This is a genomic window from Pseudoalteromonas sp. SR41-7 (genome assembly GCF_014163935.1).
Taxonomy (GTDB): Bacteria; Pseudomonadota; Gammaproteobacteria; order Enterobacterales; family Alteromonadaceae; genus Pseudoalteromonas; species Pseudoalteromonas distincta.
This window is the reverse complement of the sequence record NZ_JACJEF010000001.1, coordinates 409,560-427,042: the sequence shown is the minus strand read 5'-3', so window position 1 is coordinate 427,042 and position 17,483 is coordinate 409,560. Positions and strand designations below refer to the sequence as shown.

The following is a 17,483-nucleotide window of genomic DNA, read 5'->3' as shown; positions in this document are numbered from 1 at the left end:
TATGCATCCCCTTTTAGAAAAAGCTCAACAACTAAAACAGCAACTTAACTTTAATTGGTCGCTGATTTTTGGAGTGAGTTTTTTTCTGATTGTGGTTATAGGCTTAGTACAAATAACCACAGGTGTATCTGATTGGTTAGTTGAAAATAAAGATGCTCAAATTAAGCACCTTACAGTGCAAGGGCATCCCAAATACACAGATGAAACGGCAATTATAAAAGCAATTAAAAAAGCCGATTTAAGTAGTTTTTTTGAACTTGATGTTAAGCACGTGCAGCAGCTAGTTCAAGACTTGCCTTGGGTTGCTACCGCTTCGGTACGTAAACAATGGCCTGATACTATACAGGTGTATGTAGTTGAACATGAAGTAGTTGCTCACTGGAATAGCGACTTGTTGCTCAACCAAAGTGGCCAAGCATTTCAAGCCAGCAGCGATAAGTTAGATGATAACTTACCGCAGTTATATGGCCCAGAAGGTAGCGAAGAAGAGGCGTGGGTTGCTTTTAAGCAATTTGATGAAATGCTCAGAGTTAATGGTTTAACATTAACAAGTTTGGCATTATCGGAGCGTTTTTCGTGGCAACTTTGGCTAGATAACGGAATTCGCTTAAATTTAGGGCGTAAAGATAAAGCCAAGCGTGTACAACGTTTTATAGACGTTTATCCACGAATGGAACAACGTGCAGATGCACAAGTAGATACAATCGATTTACGGTATGATACCGGCCTTGCAGTAAGCTTTAAGCCAATGCAAGAAGAACAATTACAAAATAAGAGTAAGGCATGACTAAGTCAGCAGAAAGAAACCTAGTAATAGGATTAGACGTTGGCACCTCGAAAGTGGTTGCCACGGTAGGTGAAATCACCGCAGATAACAAGCTCAGCATTGTTGGTGTGGGCAGCCAAGTATCTCATGGTATGGATAAAGGCGGCGTTAACGATTTAAACTTAGTGTCTGAGTCTATTCGACGAGCAATAGACGAGGCCGAGTTAATGGCTGATTGTCGTATAAGCTCTGTGTATTTGGGTATTTCTGGCAAACATATACAGTGTCAAAACGAAAGTGGTGTGGTGGCAATTAATAACACCGAAGTCACTGACGAAGACATTGAAAACGTAATACATATTGCGCGTTCTGTGCCTATTTCAGCAGAGCGTAAAATGCTACATGCATTGCCGCAAGAATACAGCATCGATATGCAAGAGGGCATTAAAAACCCACTAGGCATGAGCGGCGTTCGTATGGAAGCGCGTGCACATATCATTACGTGCTCAAACGACATGGCAAAAAATATCGAAAAATGTGTAGAACGCTGTGGTCTTGAAGTCGATCAACTTATCTTTACTGCCCTTGCGTCTTGCTATTCTGTACTAACAGATGACGAAAAAGAGCTAGGTGTTGCAGTACTTGATATTGGTGGCGGTACTATGGATATCACCATTTATATTAATGGCGCACTTCGTCACTCTGCCGTTATACCTGTAGCGGGTAACCAAGTTACTGGTGATATTGCAAAAATATTTCGCACACCTATATCACATGCAGAGTCACTCAAAGTACAATACGCATGTGCTAGTAGCCAAATGGCAAGTAGCGAAGACACAATTGAAGTACCAAGTGTAGGCGGGCGACCAGCAAGGTTGATGTCGCGCCATACATTATCTGAGGTGGTAGAGCCTCGTTTTAGAGAATTATTTGAGCTTGCGATGGAAGAAATTCGTCGTTCAGGCTTAGAAGACCAAATTGCGGCAGGTCTCGTTATAACAGGCGGAACTGCTAAAATGACTGGCGCTATGGAAGTGGCAGAAGACATCTTCCAAATGCCAGTAAGAATAGGCAAACCAATCGGGATGGTTGGTTTGACAGACTATGTAGATGATCCTTCATACGCAACCGCTGTTGGTTTGTTACAATACGGGCGTACCATGCAATCGATGAATGCACAAAAGTCGAAAGCAGAGGATAACAATAATTGGTGGAACCGCATTACTAAATGGTTCCAAGGCGAGTTTTAAGACTCAAGTCGGAGAGTAAACATGTTTGATATAATGGAACAACACAGCGAAGAAGCTGTAATAAAAGTAATCGGCGTGGGCGGTGGTGGCGGTAACGCTGTTGAGCACATGGTAAAACAACAAATAGAAGGCGTGCGTTTTATAGCCGCTAATACGGATGCGCAAGCATTACGTAACTCTGCTGCCGATATTACAGTTCAACTAGGCACGCAAATAACCTCTGGGTTAGGTGCGGGCGCAAACCCTGAAGTAGGCCGTAAGTCGGCTGAAGAAGATGCAGATACAATTCGTGCCAGCCTTGAAGGCGCCGATATGGTATTTATTGCAGCCGGTATGGGCGGTGGTACAGGTACTGGTGCTGCACCGGTAGTTGCTAAAATTGCTAAAGAACTCGGTATTTTAACCGTTGCAGTTGTAACACGTCCTTTTGATTTTGAAGGTAAAAAACGTGCAGCAGCCGCTGAACAAGGCATTAATGAATTGTCAGAAATTGTAGATTCACTTATTACAATTCCTAACAATAAATTGCTTAAAGTTTTAGGGAAAGGGACTACACTTCTAGATGCCTTCGCTAAAGCTAATGACGTATTATTTGGTGCGGTACAAGGTATAGCAGAGCTAATTACACGTTCTGGTTTAATTAACGTGGATTTCGCCGATGTTAGAACAGTAATGTCTGCAATGGGTACTGCAATGATGGGAACGGCGTCTGCGTCAGGTCCTGATCGTGCACAAGAAGCTGCAGAAGCTGCTATCTCAAGCCCACTACTAGAAGACGTTGATTTAACAGGTGCTAAAGGTATCTTAGTTAATATTACCGCTGGTATGGACATTGCGATTGAAGAATTTGAAATTGTTGGTAATCACGTTAAAGCACTTGCGTCAGAAAACGCAACGGTTGTTGTTGGTGCGGTAATCGACCCAGAAATGACTGATGAGCTACGTGTAACGGTTGTTGCAACTGGTTTAGGCGGCGATCGTCGTCCACAGTTTGGTATTGTTGATAACGGCTTTAAAAAAGCATCAGGTTCTGATGTTGCAAGCACATCAAACCAAACGAGCAGCATGTACGTGCCAAGCTTTGCAAGCCAAGATACAAACGCTGAAGAAAACACGACTAAAGAGCAAGCGCAAAGTAAAGAGAAAGCGCCTTCAACGAGTTCAAGTAGTTCAAGTTCTTCAGCGCAAAATAGTAAAAAAGCAGATAAATCAGAAGGTGGTGATTATTTTGATATTCCCGCTTTTTTACGTAAGCAGGCAGATTAACATTTAATAATACTTTTGTTTGAAATATGTACAAATATTGAAAGGCAAAAGGATTTATGTTAAACTCCGCCGTCTAACTGTAACTGATTTAAAAGTGAGCATACCTATGATTAAACAGCGTACGATTGCACAAGTAGTCAAAGCCATAGGAATTGGACTTCATAAAGGTGAGAAGGTCACAATAACTCTCCGACCTGCGAGCGCAAATACTGGGATTGTATTTCGTCGTGTCGACCTTGATCCGGTTGTTGATTTTGAAACAACACCTGAAGCCGTTGGTGATACGCAGTTGTGTACCTGTTTAATTAACAAAGATGGTGTTCGCTTATCAACTACTGAGCATCTTATTGCAGCTGTTGCTGCAATGGGCATTGATAATCTAATTGTAGAATTGGACAGCTCAGAAGTGCCGATTATGGATGGTAGTGCATTACCATTCATATATCTGTTACAAAAAGGCGGAATTGAAGAACAAAACGTTGCTAAACGCTTTATCCGTATTAAAGAAAAAGTACGCATTGAAGAAGATGGTAAGTGGGCTGAAGTTGAACCATATGATGGTTTTCATATCGACTTTGAGATTGCATTTAACCACCCAGCTATCAATGAAAGTCGCCAACGTATTGGGTTGGATATAACAACGCAAAGCTTTATTGAAGAAATTAGCCGTGCGCGTACTTTTGGATTTATGAAAGATATTGAATACATGCATGCAAACAACCTAGCGCTAGGTGGTAGCATGGATAGTGCTGTGGTACTTGATGAATTCAAAGTTTTAAATCCTAATGGCTTACGTTATAGCGATGAGTTTGTTAAGCACAAGATATTAGACTGTGTTGGTGACATGTTTATGACAGGTCATAATCTTTTGGGTAAAGTAACTGCATTTAAATCGGGTCATGATTTAAATAATAAATTACTACGTAAAATTATGGCTACAGAGTCAGCATGGGAGTGGGCAACATTTGAAACGCCTGTGACGATGCCTGCACCCGGTCTTGAGTTAGCTCCAGCCTAAAAGCAGTAAAAGAACAGCTCGCAAACAGTTATAAAAAATGACGCTAATTAGCGTCATTTTTTTGCGTAAAATTTACTCTATTATAACTCTAAAAGAGCTTGTAACTGATTTAAATGAGTTACTGTATAGGTTGGTTTTATTCCATCGGCTAATTGCTCACCAGGGTGTTGTAACCAGCAAGTATCAATACCTGCATTGTTGCCGCCAAGTATGTCGCTTGCAGCAGTATCACCCACCATAAGTATCTCGCTTTTATCAGGGTTACCCATTAGCTCAAATGTGTGCTCAAAAATCGCTTTATTTGGTTTTGCTATACCCACAAGTTCAGATATTACTAACCATTCAAACATATCTTTTAAGCCAGTATGCTCAAGGCGTACGGTTTGTAAGCGGGCAAATCCGTTAGTAATAATACCTAATCGAGCATTTGGCTTAAGTTTATTTAAAAGCTCAATAGCACCAGGTAATGGCTCGCAAATTTGCGCCATAGCATCTAAAAAAGCATCGTTTAGCTCTTTTGCGGGCACATTGAGTTTTGAAGCCCATTCATTAAAGCGTGTTACTTGTAAGTAATCTGCGCTAATAGTGCCATTTTGATAATCAACCCACAGCTGCTTATTGGTTTTTTGATAATGAATATAGTCGTCTTGGCTAAAATCTACGTTGTAAGCTTTAAACATGCGAGTCATGCCCGCTAAAATATCAAACCTAAATAAGGTTTCGTCTGCATCAAACAATACATAGTTGTATTTCATTAAACTTCCTAAATTAATTTGTTTGGCTGTAGAGATCTACGTGTAGAAAGGGCGCCATAGCTAAAGTGAGTGCTTGTGTATAGGTGCTTTCGCGCGTGGCGTGATTGTTTGTAAGTAACCCAATAGCGCCCCCTTTTTGTTTAACGTTGGTGGTATTAAATGCTTTGTCCATTACATCGCCAAGCTCTTCGCCGTTAAGTAATGCGTTATAAAGCACTTGAGGCAAGGGGAGGTTGCTGCTGCGCCCTACAACCTGATTTAAGGCATTATCAATAACTACGTAAGCAAACGTTGCTGCACCATAGCTAAATTGCTCTGCACCGCCTTCCATTGCCACGTAGTAGTGAGCTTGGTAATGCTCTTTGCAATAATTAACACGGTTTTGTGCGCCAACACGTGTTTCTTCTTCGCCAATAGGTTGATCTGGCACATTGGATAGGGCATCAACACCTTGGCAATCAATTTCATGTTCAGGGAAATACATTGCAAAAATATGTTTAGCCGCGTTAATTTTTACAGGGTTTTTAGAACCCACAATAATTTTTAATGAGTACAACACAATGTCCCTTATTGTTACTAAAATCAGCAGTGTACGTGAGAGAGCTCAATCTTAGAAGAGGAGTTAAATAGGTATATCCAAAGGTGCTAAGTTTTCCAGTGCACGCTTTTTCAAAATAATATCTTTAATAAGTGGAGTAAGAACCAGCTCCATAGCTAAGCCCATTTTGCCCCCTGGTACTACAAGCGTATTAATACGAGACATAAAACTGCCTTCGATCATCCGTAAATAATAAGGAAAATCAACATCATCAATCCCCCTAAAGCGAATAACTACAAAGCTTTCATCAAGAGATGGAATATCTTTGGCGCTAAATGGGTTTGATGTATCAACGGTCGGCACGCGTTGAAAATTAATATGGGTACGAGAAAACTGCGGGGTAATATGATTTATATAGTCATCCATACTGCGCACAATAGAGCCCATAACCGCTTCGCGAGAATGGCCTCGTTCGGATGTATCGCGTATTAATTTTTGAATCCATTCAAGGTTAATAATTGGAACCATGCCTATTAATAAATCGACATGCTTTGCAACGTCTACATCTTGATCAACAACACCACCGTGTAACCCTTCATAAAACAAAATGTCAGTATTATGGTCAAGATCTTGCCAAGGTGTAAATGTACCTGGTAATTGATTGTACGGAACGGCTTCATCAAAGGTATGTAAGTAGCGGCGTAACTTTCCTTGACCTGTTTCGCTATAGTTTTCAAACAGCGTTTTTAAAGCGCCAAAGTCATTGGCCTCTCTGCCAAAGTAACTAATATGTTTACCTTCTTGTTGTGCTTCTCGAACTTTTTTATCCATTTCGGGGCGAGTGTAACGATGAAAGCTATCTCCTTCGACAAAAGCCGCTTGAATATTAAGGCTACGGAAAATATGTTTAATTGCATTCGTTGTGGTGGTTGTACCCGCACCAGATGAACCCGTAATCGCAATAATAGGATTTTTAGCTGACATGTTAATTCTCTTTTTTAGGACCAGGTTTTATAACCAGACTAAACTTAACATTATTTTAAGTCGTTTGGGTATCTTAAGAGTTGACTGACTTAGCTCAAGTGACGCCATCAGCAAATAACGTTATCATGAGGTGCTTAAAATTAAAACGAGAGAAAGCATGAAACTTATTAAACCATTACTTGGATTATTTTCTATAGCAGCGCTGAGCCCAATAGTGGTGCAGGCTAGCATGCCAAAAAGCCAAGTATTACTTGCTGATTTAAATACACCTTTCGGGGTACAAGTTAGTATTGTGAGCGATAAAAATAGTTATAACAACCAACCGCACTTAACAAGTACAGGTTTATACTTTACTCATGAAGTAATTAATAAAGGGCAAAGCCAAACTGATATTGCTTATTATGATTTCACGTCAAAAAAAGTTACCAATATAACTAACTCTCCCGTAAGCGAATACTCACCAACAGTTATGCCAAGTGGTGATGCGATATCAGCGATTGTTGTAGAAGCTGACGGTAAGCAAAAATTGTGGCAATACCCACTCAAAAATGAAGATGCGCCACGTCGTATTTTTGATTGGATTGAACCTGTTGGATACCATGCATGGGGTGTCCAAAATGATTTAGTGATGTTTATTTTAGGAAAGCCTCACACGCTTCAATATACTTCTGTTGCACAAGCGAAGGGGGAAATAGCTGCCAGTAATATTGGCCGAACGCTTATTTATAACAACTTAATGGCTGCATTTTTATTTAGTTACACTAAAAACGAGCAACACATTTTAGCGAGTTTTAATCCACAAGATAAACAAGTTGAAGACCTATTAAGGTTACCGGCTCAAGTTCAAGATTTTATTTTAAAAGATAATGCGACCATTGCTTATGCTATTAAAAACCGCGTTTATCAGCGTAAACTTGATGGAAGTGATGAAGTATCGCAATGGCTTAATTTAAGCACCTACTGCGAAACAAATATAACAAGAATGAGTTACAACAATGAAAAACTCGCTTTTGTATGTGATATAACAAAGTGAAGCAGACAAATAAATTCAGATTTTATTGTGTGTATGCGTTAATCTAATACGCAAATTAACTAATAGGGATTACACGTGGCTTATAGTGCAGACGAGCTGACAGAACAGCTCATTAAATTACAGTGCAGAAGTAATTTTAAGATTAAAAATATTGCAGAGTACATGTTAGTAAACTCTAAAGAAGCATTTTATACCCACAGCGAAAGCGGCAAGGGTAAAATAGTAATTCGCCCAGCATTTGAAGTGTTTAGCGATGATTTTAATGATATCGATGGCGTGACGCGTGCGCAAGGGTACTTCCATAGCAGTGAGATGACACGCTTTCCTACGCGCATTTTTAAAAGCGCTCAACCTATTCACTACGGTGTTGCGTTTAAAATAAATTCTGAGCAAGCAGCCAAAGATTTTATAGCCAAGCTAACTATGATTATTGGTAATTAATAAAGCAAAAATATAAACGTAAAAAGCCGCTGAATTTATTTTCAGCGGCTTTTGTTTTTTTATAGCTCAATAAACCTAATAATTACTTACTTTTTAAAAAGCTATTAACCGATTCAAGTTCACGTGTTTTAAGCGCGATACAATCGTTTGTGCTTTCTTCAAGCTTACTTAATGTACGAGCGTAACCAGCTACATCAGCTACTTTTTCGTTAAAGAAGGTTTTTGTTGTCGCTAAACTTTCTGCATCACAGCTTGCAGTTGTAAAGTACGGCAAGTTAGGTATAAAGAACGGCGGTAAGCTTGCTGTTACTTTATCGTAGTTACTGTAAACCCAATCAATAAATAATGCTTGGCGCTCATCTGTGTAACTTTGACCTGACAAAATAGTACGCATGTCAGATGCCGTTACTTCATCCGTTAAGCTATAAGCTAATACCGCTTTTTGTAACTCAGGTTTACCAAAAAAGCCCATAGCTGCAAGCATGTTTGTGCGTACTTGCGGATCTTTAGTCGTTTTAAACGTTGTCATGAATTGATCAAGCAGCGCTTTGTCACCATGAAAAGCAGCAAGAGTTAAGTACGTACCCGCTAAGTATGGGTCTACCTTTTGTGGATCATTTAAATAAACCTGCGTTTGTTCTTTGGCTTTATTGATGACATTTTGATCTTCACCATCAAAACCTAAGCGTGATACAACGGCTGCACGAAGTTGTGCAATAGCACCATCTTCACCCGCTTTTGCTTCTAAACCATATTTTTTAGCAGCAGGCGTTACTGCACCGCGAATAAATTCAGGCCATAGGTCTTTATTGCTATCGTCTTTAAAAGTGCGCTGTTGCGACACTAAGTAACCTAGTGCGGTATTTGCTACGCGAGGGTGGCTATCGCTTACGAACACTTCAAGTGTTTGCATTAACTTAGCAGCAGATATAACACCAGCATCAAGTAGCGCATCAGTAGCAGATAGTAACGCTAAGCGTTCACGGTCACTCAGTACGCTTGGCGCCTTTTTAACAAGTGCGCTAAATTGTGCATCATCCATTACCCAGCGGTAGTAGCCTAATGCACCTTGGTCGGGATAAATCCACTCTGGTTCAAAGTCTAAATCTAGTGTTTGGCTTTGTTTATTAAGTAATACGTTTGCTGTTTTCACTTTATCGCCAGCACCATATTTAATTGCCACCGGTACATTCCATAACTGCTCTGGCGCATCAACGCCTGCGTTTACAAAGCGGCTTTGTGAAATAGTTACTTTGCTACCTTGTTGAGTTACTTTAACTAGTGGGAAAGAAGATTGCTCAATAAACGATTTTAAAACACTCGCTACGTCTTTATTTGACGCTTTACCAAGTGCTTCCCATAAGTCGGCCGCTTCAGCATTTTTATATGAAAACTCTTTTAAGTAGCTTTGAATACCTTTTTGAAATGCATCTTCGCCAATCCAGTTTTCAACCATAGCAAGTACTGAACTACCTTTACTGTAAGCAAGACCTAAACCGTCCATAATGTCGGCTTCGGTTTTAATTGGCTTACGAATAGGCTTGGTGCTTAGGCGTGCATCAAGTGCCATTACGTTGTTTTGTGGCAGGTCTAAGTGCGATTCAAACTCAGGGTTAAGCTGCTTAGTAATTTTTGCAGCCATCCAGCTAGCAAATGCTTCGTTTAACCATAAGTCGTTCCACCATTTCATGGTTACTAAATTACCATACCATTGGTGAGCAAGTTCATGAGCAATAATTGATACATTACGCTGTTTTTTACTGCGTGTTGCTGCAGCTAAATCAACTAATAAAATATCTTCTCGGTAGGTTACTAAGCCTGAGTTTTCCATTGCGCCAAATGGAAACTCTGGTACCGCTACTGAGTCTAATTTTTTGTAAACGTAAGGAATACCAAAATACGCTTCAAGTGCGCCCAGTACTTTTGGCATGTTTTCTTTTGCGTATTGGGCTAAGTGAATTTTACCTTGAGGGGTAATTACACGACCAGGAATTGGCATGCCTTTAATATCTAATTCTTCAAATGGGCCAACAGCCATCGCGACTAAGTATGAAGGAATTGGCGGCGTTTTATCAAAAAAGTGTGTGGTCATATCGCCATCAACCGTTGTTTTTAGTTCTGGCGTATTTGAATATACTTTTTGTGATGTAGGCGCGGTAATCGTTAACTGAAATGGAATTTTGTAACTTGGCTCATCAAAAACAGGAAATGCACGGCGTGCATCACTCATTTCAAATTGAGTAAATAAGTAAGGTGTGCCTTGGTCTAACGTTTTGTATAAACCAACACTTTGACGGTTATATGGCGCTGAAAAATCAACTTTAAGGGTGTATTTACCTGGTTGAATTTGCTCATCACAGCTAAATTTAACTTTACCTGTTTTAAGCATTTCGTTGTTTAAGTCACAGTTTTCGTCGCCAAGCAGTTGCGCCATTTTAACAGCGTAAGCTACGCCATTTAATTCAATGTATTTTGTTGGTTTTAGTACTTCTAGGGAAATCTCAGTCATCCCTGTGAATGTATCTTGGCTCGGATCGAGTGTTAACGATACCTGTTGTGAACTTGGTTTTGCGAGTTTTTCAATAACGAATTCGTTAGCGTTTGCAGCACCCATTGCCAAAGCAACGCTCACTGTTAAGAGGCTTTTAAGAAACATAGTGATCCCTAGATTGTTGTTGTTAGAAACTACCCTAAATAGGCTTTTTTATGCTCATATTATTAGGGGGTTAGATATCCTAACAGTTTTTTTTAATAGAGTAATTGATTATAACGATGACTTTAAGGGGAAATAGTAACAAAGTTTGTCAGTGGCTTTCGCGTGTTATAAAACGCTGCCAATGCAGGTGTGAGTTAATAATACGTATTTTTTGGATCACGTTATTTAATAAAAGCACGTCCTTAAATTCATTATGTGGGTATTCGTTAAATCCCATGAGATAATTAAAGGCGTCTTTAGAGTTGGCTTGCAGAGCATGTATACGCACTTGTTGCTCAAAGTTAAGACGAAGGCTGCTTATGGCTGTTTTCATACCGAGTTGATCAACGTTTGGTATATCACACTTTTGTAAATAGCCGGTTCGCTCACCTTCACCTGAAAACCAAATACGGACTTTTTCACTGTATCTGCCAGTTTTAGCGGGTAAGTCGAACATTAATCGTTGTTGATTTTGTGATTTTATGAATGCTAAATATTCATTAAACCCGGCATCTATAAGTGCCTGATGCACTGGAACTAAGCGAGGTTTTATCTTACCGTGAGTATGAAAATTAAAACATAAGACATCTTTTTCAAGGGACAGATCATCAAGCGTTAGATAGCCAATTTCATCGCTATATGCACCACTGTAGTATGCAATTAGAGGAAGCCAAAAATGCCAGTGTTTTGGTTGCTCACGTGCAACTTTAAAATCACCGTATATATATCCATTATAAAGAGTGTGCAGTTCCATGGCTGAAAAGGGCCGGCGACCAAGATGGGTTTTCAACGTAATACCTTGAAAATAATGATGTGTTTTATTTTATACCCAACTAGCAGTAGATGCTAGTCGGGTTTTATCCGCTCTTAAAATAAAGCGTATAAAGTATTATTCACTTAATGCGCGAGCTAAACCAGTAGGTTCAATCTCTGTACATACTTGGTCATCATTCCAGTTAATGCCAACAAGTGCGTTATCTTCATTTAAATCTTCAACCCATGCATCTAAAAATTCATCAAGATTTATTTCTACAGGGCTGTAGTCTTTCCACTCTTCTTTACATTGCGCTTTAGCTGCTTCTTCACTTTCCCAAAGCAGTAGTACGTCAGTTTCGTCAAATTGGTTAGAATCGCACACTACAAAGCCATTATCTTCTGCACCAAGTGCCCAAATTACTTCGCTAACACGTACTTTTTCTACAAAGTTAACTAGTTGTGATTCAATTTCGATATCGCTCATGTGTTTACCTTTTTAAATTAGTGACGAGGATTAGTATCTATTGCTGCTTGACGCTTGCCATATTGCTTATGAAAAGCAACAAGCTCTGAATACTGACTAAAGTCAGTTAATTCACGAAAGCAAATCCAATCAAGCAGGCAGTATAAACTGATGTTGAGGTATTCACAGCTTTTAAATTCTTCATCGCTTAAATGGGTATTTAAAAAGCTTAATGTTTGTTCAATTCGTTCGTTTTGCAAATTAAAAAAGAGTTTATCGCTTTTGGTGTCAAATCCAGAGCGTTCACATAGCAACATTTCTACTAGCGAATCGTTACAGGCATTTATAGTCGTAAGTAAGTGCTCTTGCGGCCACGTTAGTTTTGGTTGACCTGTTTTTTCAAGTAAATAGCGCAATATAGAATTAGAGTCACTAAGTGTTAAGTCGCCATCTACCAGAATAGGAATCTTTCGAGCTGGATTTTTACTGGCCATAGTAGGGCGATCTTGCTCAGAAAATATATCAAGACTCACAAGCTCTAGTTTACAGTTGTTTTGTTGTGCCCAAATTCTAATTCGGCGCACGTAAGGTGAAGGTACAGAACCAATTAATTGCATAATTACTCCATAAAAAAGCCGCATAAGCGGCTTTTATAAAACGTTACTTACGATACAGTTAAATTTATTCTGAACGGCTAGTAACTTCAAGTAAATGATAACCAAATTGAGTTTGCACAGGGCCTTGTACTTGGTTAATTGGAGCTGAAAACACAACTTTATCAAACTCTGGAACCATCATACCAGGACCAAACTCACCAAGAGCACCGCCATCTTGACCTGATGGGCAGTTTGAATGCGCTTTGGCTAATTCAGCAAAGTCTTCGCCTTGCTCAATTTTTGTTTTTAAGTCTAAGCATTGTGCTTCACTGTCTACAAGTATATGTCGTGCGCTTGCTACTGTCATAAAATCTCCCGAGTATAGTGTGGTGTTTTTTTTAACCGAATTAAAATATCATTCTAGTTAGTTTCAACTAATTGTACCAGTATAAACTTATTTATCAGAAAGCACAGTTTCAATTGCAGCAATCATTTGTTCTGAATCAGGTGCTGCTTTGCTGTTAAACCGTAAAACCGTCTCACGATCAGCAGACACTAAGTACTTATAAAAGTTCCAATTTGGAGAGCTAGTTTGCTCATTCAAATATTTAAAAATTGGATTCGCTTTACTACCACGCACTTCGCTTGTAGCAAACATAGGGAAGGTTACACCATAATTTACAAAGCATACTTTTGCAGTTTCTTTTTCACTATCCTCTTCTTGAAAAAAATCATCAGAAGGGAACCCTAATACGACTAAACCTTGTTCTTTGTATCGTTGATATAGCGCTTCAAGGCCTTTAAATTGGGGTGTAAAACCACAGTTGCTTGCCGTGTTTACTATTAATAAAGGCTTATTTTTAAATTGGCATAAATTAATAGATTCTTTTGAGCGAAGCTTTCGAATATCGACATTGGTAAAATCTTGACAGTCTTGGGTAGAGGTTTGGTTAATAGTTGATGATGTTTCAGCGTGGAGTGGGGCATTAATAAATAAAGCCATTAATCCTATTATAATTTTTTTTAGCATTACATTACCTAAACTTTTCAATTGTTTGATTGGATAATCATACGCTAATATGAAACAAATTGATCAACCTTTGAATGACCTATGACAACCCGTTTAGCAACTATTGATGATCTTAGTGAAATTGTAGCCATTTATAACGAAACCATTGCAGGGCGAATGGTAACTGCAGATACCGAAGAAGTTACTGTTGACGAAAAGCGTGACTGGTTTAATAGCCATAACGATAAAAGGCCTATTTATGTTTACTGCGAAAATAACCAAGTACTTGCTTGGGTAAGTTATAAATCATTTTATGGGCGTCCTGCTTACGATGGCACAGTAGAGATGAGCATTTACCTTACCCGTAAAGCACAAGGTAAAGGGCTTGGTAAAAAGCTAATGATATTTGCTCAAACACAAGCTAAGCAATTAAATATTAAAGTATTGCTTGGTTTTATTTTTAGTCATAATTTACCCAGTGTTAAATTGTTTAAGCATTTTGATTTTGAAATATGGGGCGAGCTACCAAGCGTTGCCATAATGGATAACAAGCCCTACAGCCTGACTATTTTTGGAAAGCATCTTAAATAAACTGTTTTATGAAACCTTGTAATATTTTTTTACAAAAAAACGATAGGGCTTTATGCCAATTAAATAAAAATAGACTACGCTGTTAGGATATTAAGTTTATTAATTTGAAGTGTGGCTTGATGATTCGAAAAATATTAATTATTGATAGTAGTAGTGTCATCGCGATGCGTGTGAAAGTGCTTTTAGAATTAATAGGGTGTGAGGTCGAATTAATTCATTTCAGCATGCTAGACATGTATACCAATATAGGCGATTACGACTTAGTTGTTGTTGCCCATGGTGTGCCTGTTGATTCTATAAAACCGCTTGTAAGCGAAGTAGCGCAAGAGCGCTTTATGCTGCTTGCGCCAAAAGCACAAAGCGGTGAACAACTAACTGCGTTTAGCGAGCTAAATCATATTGCGCCTGACGCAACCGTGGTCTACCCATTTTTTTCTAATAAAGAAATTACTTCTCTTTTAGAGAGCCTATTAGAATTGGGCTCTAACCATATTTTGCAATTACCTACTATTTTACTCGTCGATCATGTTCCTGAACGTCTCGAAAAAATGAAAAGCAGCTTGATCGGTGCTCATATCGAGACTCATACAGCAACCACCTCTGCAGAAGCTTTAGAAATTACGAAAGAAAAGCAAATAGATATACTGATAAGCGATTTTATTTTAGATGACGGAACAGGTTTAGGAATTTTTTCAAATTTAAAAGTAACCCAACCGCATTGTCGTTGTTTGTTATTTACCTCACGCCCTGATCAAGTTTCAATGATTGAAGCTATTCGTCAAGGTGTAGAAGACGTACTTATTAAGCCATTGAACGACAGCTCATTATTACAATCAATACATAAACTGTGGCAAACAGAGCTATTAAAACGCCATAACGCAGAACTTGTCGAAAGGCTACAAGATACGGTTGATGCCCTAATAGAAAAAGACAGCCTACTTCAGGTTATTTATAAACATACGCCCGATGCAATTATGTTATTTGAAAAGTGCGGTAGAGTGATAGAAGCTAATGATGCTTGCTTGAGACTATTTAACTTACCGTTTAATGAACTCGAAGGTAAATCAGTATTTGATTTTTTAGATGATGATTCAATTTTAGGTATTAAAGATAAGATTTCGACATTAAATAGTAATCGACAATTTAGCTGCGATTTACGTTTATCTAAAACAGCAGGAGGTTACATACCCTTAGTTGGCTCTTTTAATGAGATAGATCACCATGGCGAAATAGCACTTGCGGTCATATTTAAAAATGTAACCCATCTTAAGCAAAAAGAGGATTTATTACTTGAAGCAAAAGATGTTCTTGAAGAGCAAGTAAGAGCGCGTACTTCACAACTCGAGCATGCTAAAAATGTGGCTGAGGCTGCAAACTTAAGTAAATCAGAATTTTTAGCAAACATGTCGCATGAACTTCGAACACCTATGCACTCTATTTTAAGCTTTTCTCGTTTTGGTTTAAGTAAATTAGAAGCTGGAGATTTTGCAAAAGAAAAACTCATTAAGTATTTATCGCGAATAGAGAGTAGTGGTGAGCGTTTACTGTCGTTACTAAATAATTTACTCGACCTATCTAAGCTAGATGTAGGCAAGTTTCCATTTAACCCTCGTCCCTATAATTTAGCGAATATTATTAAAACAAGTATTGATGATGTGTCTGGTACGGCAATGGAAAAAGAAATTGAGATTATATTTACCGCACAGCCATTACCTGTAATTGCACAATGTGATGAAGAGCAAATAAACCAGTTACTTCGAAACGTACTAGGTAACGCACTTAAATTTAGCGAACCTAAAAGTAAAATACGGGTAAATTTAGAGTCAGATAATAAGCTTGCTACTATAGAGGTTACCGATAATGGGGTCGGTATACCAGAAGATGAGTTGGAGCATATTTTTACTAAGTTTGTGCAAAGCAGTAAAACAAATAGTGGTGCTGGTGGCACAGGGTTAGGCCTTGCATTGTGTAGAGAGTTTGTATCTTTACACCAAGGTGAAATCACTGCACGTAACAACGAAAATGGTGGTGCAACTATATCTATACAAGTGCCATTAGAAATAAACTTAGACGAGCATTTAGCTGAAGATCAGTTAATACAACACACTAATTAATTGTTTTTTGGCATACCAAGTAACTTTTTAAAGAATTTGAATGGATGATAAATTATGGCCTTAACTAAAATACTTGCCGTTGATGACGAACCCTTTAACCTTGAAATTATTGAGGAAATTTTAGAGGAGCTTGATTTTGAATTACAAGTAGCAACAAATGGTCCTGAGTGTTTAAACATGGTTGAAGGTTATATGCCTCAGGTTATATTACTCGACGTAAGTATGCCGCAAATGAACGGCTATGAAGTATGTAAAGCACTTAAAGCAAATCCAAATACCGCACACATTATTGTTATGTTTGTTTCTGCTCGCGGCACTGTTGAAGAACGCATGGAAGGCTATTCTGTTGGCGCAGAAGATTATATTGTAAAACCTTTTGGCCATGACGAACTTAAATCTAAGCTTAAAAATTTAAATCAAGTACTCGTTGAAAAGCAAAGCCTAGAAAAGCAAGTTGAAGATGCAACATCAACTGCATTTAATGCAATGGCCAATAGCAGTGAAATGGGGCAAATAGTTAACTACGTTGAAAACATAGGCTTTATTAACGATCCTCAAGAGCTAGGTAAAGCGCTTGTAGATTGCCTTCAGTCTTTTGATTTACAAAGCAATGTAGAATTTAGAGAAAATAATGAAATTAGCCACTTTGCGCTAAACGGCGTGTGTTCACCTATTGTGGTGGAGCTATTTGAAATGCTGAAAAACAAAGGGCGCTTACATGAGTTTTCGCACCGAATTTTAGTTAACTATGAATTGATTAGCTTACTCATTTTAAATATGCCCGATCATGACCCTGACAAGCATGGTCGTATACGCGACCACGTATGTTTTATTGTCAGTGTTACCGAGCAGCAGCTACGCGCCATCATGACCAAGAAAATGCTTGAATCACAACGAGCGAAACTTAATGCCGTAGCAAGTACTGTTCATAGTAAGTTTCATAGCTTAATTAGCTTGTTGAATGAAAACCGTCAAAACAACGAAAAAGTGTTTAAACAGTTACAAGAAGAGCTCGAAGAACGTATCCCATCAATGGGACTGGATGAAGATCAGGAGGTGTTTATTTATAAAAAAGTAGATGAAACTATCCAAAACTCAGTAGCAAGAGAAGAGTCTGTTAAACAAGTCAAAGCAGCCTTTACAGAGATAGAACAAGATCTATTGTTACTTTTGAAAAACTAGTTACTTCGCAATATAAAGGTTTACTT

At 38.6% G+C, this 17,483-nt stretch carries 18 protein-coding genes; 9 read left to right on the top strand and 9 right to left on the bottom strand.

Annotation, left to right across the window (positions count from 1 at the left end):
- The first annotated feature begins 1 nt into the window (after position 1).
- The 4 genes from H5092_RS01940 to lpxC all read left to right on the top strand — a co-directional run bounded on the left by H5092_RS01940 (position 2) and on the right by lpxC (position 4,300).
- On the top strand, positions 2 to 787 hold the full coding sequence (locus tag H5092_RS01940; protein ID WP_182723920.1) for a cell division protein FtsQ/DivIB: 786 nt from the start codon (positions 2 to 4) through the stop codon (positions 785 to 787).
- On the top strand, positions 784 to 2,016 hold the full coding sequence (gene ftsA, locus H5092_RS01935; RefSeq protein ID WP_007582937.1) for a cell division protein FtsA: 1,233 nt from the start codon (positions 784 to 786) through the stop codon (positions 2,014 to 2,016). The genes H5092_RS01940 and ftsA overlap by 4 nt, the downstream gene beginning before the upstream one ends.
- A 21-nt stretch (positions 2,017 to 2,037) precedes the next feature.
- Positions 2,038 to 3,282 carry a cell division protein FtsZ gene (ftsZ, locus tag H5092_RS01930; protein ID WP_058154155.1) on the top strand — a complete coding sequence of 415 codons (1,245 nt, stop codon included), beginning with the start codon at positions 2,038 to 2,040 and terminating at the stop codon, positions 3,280 to 3,282.
- A 106-nt stretch (positions 3,283 to 3,388) separates the two neighbouring features.
- On the top strand, positions 3,389 to 4,300 hold the full coding sequence (gene lpxC, locus H5092_RS01925; RefSeq protein WP_002957999.1) for a UDP-3-O-acyl-N-acetylglucosamine deacetylase: 912 nt from the start codon (positions 3,389 to 3,391) through the stop codon (positions 4,298 to 4,300).
- A gap of 80 nt (positions 4,301 to 4,380) precedes the next feature.
- On the opposite strand, the gene yjjG is transcribed toward lpxC, so the two are convergent.
- The 3 genes from yjjG to H5092_RS01910 all read right to left on the bottom strand — a co-directional run bounded on the left by yjjG (position 4,381) and on the right by H5092_RS01910 (position 6,577).
- Positions 4,381 to 5,055 carry a pyrimidine 5'-nucleotidase gene (gene yjjG / locus H5092_RS01920; RefSeq protein WP_182711439.1) on the bottom strand — a complete coding sequence of 225 codons (675 nt, stop codon included), beginning with the start codon at positions 5,053 to 5,055 and terminating at the stop codon, positions 4,381 to 4,383.
- A gap of 13 nt (positions 5,056 to 5,068) precedes the next feature.
- Positions 5,069 to 5,614: an inosine/xanthosine triphosphatase gene (gene yjjX / locus H5092_RS01915; protein WP_096040826.1), complete on the bottom strand. Its 546-nt coding sequence runs from the start codon at positions 5,612 to 5,614 to the stop codon at positions 5,069 to 5,071.
- A gap of 63 nt (positions 5,615 to 5,677) precedes the next feature.
- The gene (locus H5092_RS01910; RefSeq protein ID WP_002958002.1) at positions 5,678 to 6,577 is read right to left on the bottom strand and encodes a phosphoribulokinase; all 900 of its coding nucleotides are present in this window, start codon (positions 6,575 to 6,577) and stop codon (positions 5,678 to 5,680) included.
- 157 nt (positions 6,578 to 6,734) lie between these two features.
- On the opposite strand from H5092_RS01910, the gene H5092_RS01905 reads away from it, so the two are divergent.
- Together H5092_RS01905 and H5092_RS01900 are read left to right on the top strand one after the other, a co-directional pair.
- Positions 6,735 to 7,610 (top strand): hypothetical protein, encoded by an 876-nt coding sequence (locus tag H5092_RS01905; RefSeq protein ID WP_182732803.1) that lies wholly within the window; start codon positions 6,735 to 6,737, stop codon positions 7,608 to 7,610.
- A gap of 75 nt (positions 7,611 to 7,685) precedes the next feature.
- Complete coding sequence (locus H5092_RS01900; protein ID WP_007376965.1) at positions 7,686 to 8,051, top strand: hypothetical protein; 366 nt, start codon at positions 7,686 to 7,688, stop codon at positions 8,049 to 8,051.
- An 82-nt stretch (positions 8,052 to 8,133) separates the two neighbouring features.
- On the opposite strand, the gene H5092_RS01895 is transcribed toward H5092_RS01900, so the two are convergent.
- From H5092_RS01895 to H5092_RS01870, 6 genes are all read right to left on the bottom strand, one after another.
- Positions 8,134 to 10,707, bottom strand: a complete 2,574-nt coding sequence (locus H5092_RS01895) for a M1 family metallopeptidase (protein WP_058154160.1) — start codon at positions 10,705 to 10,707, stop codon at positions 8,134 to 8,136.
- 148 nt (positions 10,708 to 10,855) lie between these two features.
- Positions 10,856 to 11,536: a hypothetical protein gene (locus H5092_RS01890; RefSeq protein WP_182732802.1), complete on the bottom strand. Its 681-nt coding sequence runs from the start codon at positions 11,534 to 11,536 to the stop codon at positions 10,856 to 10,858.
- 99 nt (positions 11,537 to 11,635) lie between these two features.
- On the bottom strand, positions 11,636 to 11,986 hold the full coding sequence (locus H5092_RS01885; RefSeq protein WP_002958007.1) for a DUF2750 domain-containing protein: 351 nt from the start codon (positions 11,984 to 11,986) through the stop codon (positions 11,636 to 11,638).
- A 17-nt stretch (positions 11,987 to 12,003) separates the two neighbouring features.
- Positions 12,004 to 12,582 (bottom strand): glutathione S-transferase family protein, encoded by a 579-nt coding sequence (locus H5092_RS01880; RefSeq protein ID WP_024605976.1) that lies wholly within the window; start codon positions 12,580 to 12,582, stop codon positions 12,004 to 12,006.
- A 64-nt stretch (positions 12,583 to 12,646) separates the two neighbouring features.
- Positions 12,647 to 12,928 carry a peptidylprolyl isomerase gene (locus tag H5092_RS01875; protein ID WP_002958009.1) on the bottom strand — a complete coding sequence of 94 codons (282 nt, stop codon included), beginning with the start codon at positions 12,926 to 12,928 and terminating at the stop codon, positions 12,647 to 12,649.
- An 87-nt stretch (positions 12,929 to 13,015) separates the two neighbouring features.
- Positions 13,016 to 13,591: a glutathione peroxidase gene (locus H5092_RS01870; protein ID WP_002958010.1), complete on the bottom strand. Its 576-nt coding sequence runs from the start codon at positions 13,589 to 13,591 to the stop codon at positions 13,016 to 13,018.
- A gap of 81 nt (positions 13,592 to 13,672) precedes the next feature.
- Here H5092_RS01870 and H5092_RS01865 point away from each other — a divergent pair, with 81 nt between their 5' ends.
- The 3 genes from H5092_RS01865 to H5092_RS01855 all read left to right on the top strand — a co-directional run bounded on the left by H5092_RS01865 (position 13,673) and on the right by H5092_RS01855 (position 17,457).
- On the top strand, positions 13,673 to 14,161 hold the full coding sequence (locus H5092_RS01865) for a GNAT family N-acetyltransferase (RefSeq protein WP_182732801.1): 489 nt from the start codon (positions 13,673 to 13,675) through the stop codon (positions 14,159 to 14,161).
- A gap of 119 nt (positions 14,162 to 14,280) precedes the next feature.
- Complete coding sequence (locus H5092_RS01860; protein ID WP_154903871.1) at positions 14,281 to 16,275, top strand: ATP-binding protein; 1,995 nt, start codon at positions 14,281 to 14,283, stop codon at positions 16,273 to 16,275.
- Between the two features lie 54 nt (positions 16,276 to 16,329).
- Positions 16,330 to 17,457, top strand: coding sequence for a PleD family two-component system response regulator (locus H5092_RS01855; RefSeq protein ID WP_154903872.1), 1,128 nt, complete (start codon positions 16,330 to 16,332; stop codon positions 17,455 to 17,457).
- The last annotated feature ends 26 nt before the right edge of the window (positions 17,458 to 17,483 follow it).

Bases quoted from the DNA above. Each gene is read 5' to 3' on its own strand.
- H5092_RS01905 (WP_182732803.1), top strand. From the start codon at position 6,735: ATGAAACTTATTAAACCATTACTTGGATTATTTTCTATAGCAGCGCTG.
- H5092_RS01860 (WP_154903871.1), top strand. From the start codon at position 14,281: ATGATTCGAAAAATATTAATTATTGATAGTAGTAGTGTCATCGCGATG.
- H5092_RS01855 (WP_154903872.1), top strand. From the start codon at position 16,330: ATGGCCTTAACTAAAATACTTGCCGTTGATGACGAACCCTTTAACCTT.
- H5092_RS01895 (WP_058154160.1), bottom strand. From the start codon at position 10,707: ATGTTTCTTAAAAGCCTCTTAACAGTGAGCGTTGCTTTGGCAATGGGT.
- H5092_RS01865 (WP_182732801.1), top strand. From the start codon at position 13,673: ATGACAACCCGTTTAGCAACTATTGATGATCTTAGTGAAATTGTAGCC.
- H5092_RS01875 (WP_002958009.1), bottom strand. From the start codon at position 12,928: ATGACAGTAGCAAGCGCACGACATATACTTGTAGACAGTGAAGCACAA.
- lpxC (WP_002957999.1), top strand. From the start codon at position 3,389: ATGATTAAACAGCGTACGATTGCACAAGTAGTCAAAGCCATAGGAATT.
- ftsZ (WP_058154155.1), top strand. From the start codon at position 2,038: ATGTTTGATATAATGGAACAACACAGCGAAGAAGCTGTAATAAAAGTA.
- ftsA (WP_007582937.1), top strand. From the start codon at position 784: ATGACTAAGTCAGCAGAAAGAAACCTAGTAATAGGATTAGACGTTGGC.
- H5092_RS01880 (WP_024605976.1), bottom strand. From the start codon at position 12,582: ATGCAATTAATTGGTTCTGTACCTTCACCTTACGTGCGCCGAATTAGA.
- H5092_RS01940 (WP_182723920.1), top strand. From the start codon at position 2: ATGCATCCCCTTTTAGAAAAAGCTCAACAACTAAAACAGCAACTTAAC.
- H5092_RS01870 (WP_002958010.1), bottom strand. From the start codon at position 13,591: ATGCTAAAAAAAATTATAATAGGATTAATGGCTTTATTTATTAATGCC.
- yjjG (WP_182711439.1), bottom strand. From the start codon at position 5,055: ATGAAATACAACTATGTATTGTTTGATGCAGACGAAACCTTATTTAGG.
- H5092_RS01885 (WP_002958007.1), bottom strand. From the start codon at position 11,986: ATGAGCGATATCGAAATTGAATCACAACTAGTTAACTTTGTAGAAAAA.
- H5092_RS01910 (WP_002958002.1), bottom strand. From the start codon at position 6,577: ATGTCAGCTAAAAATCCTATTATTGCGATTACGGGTTCATCTGGTGCG.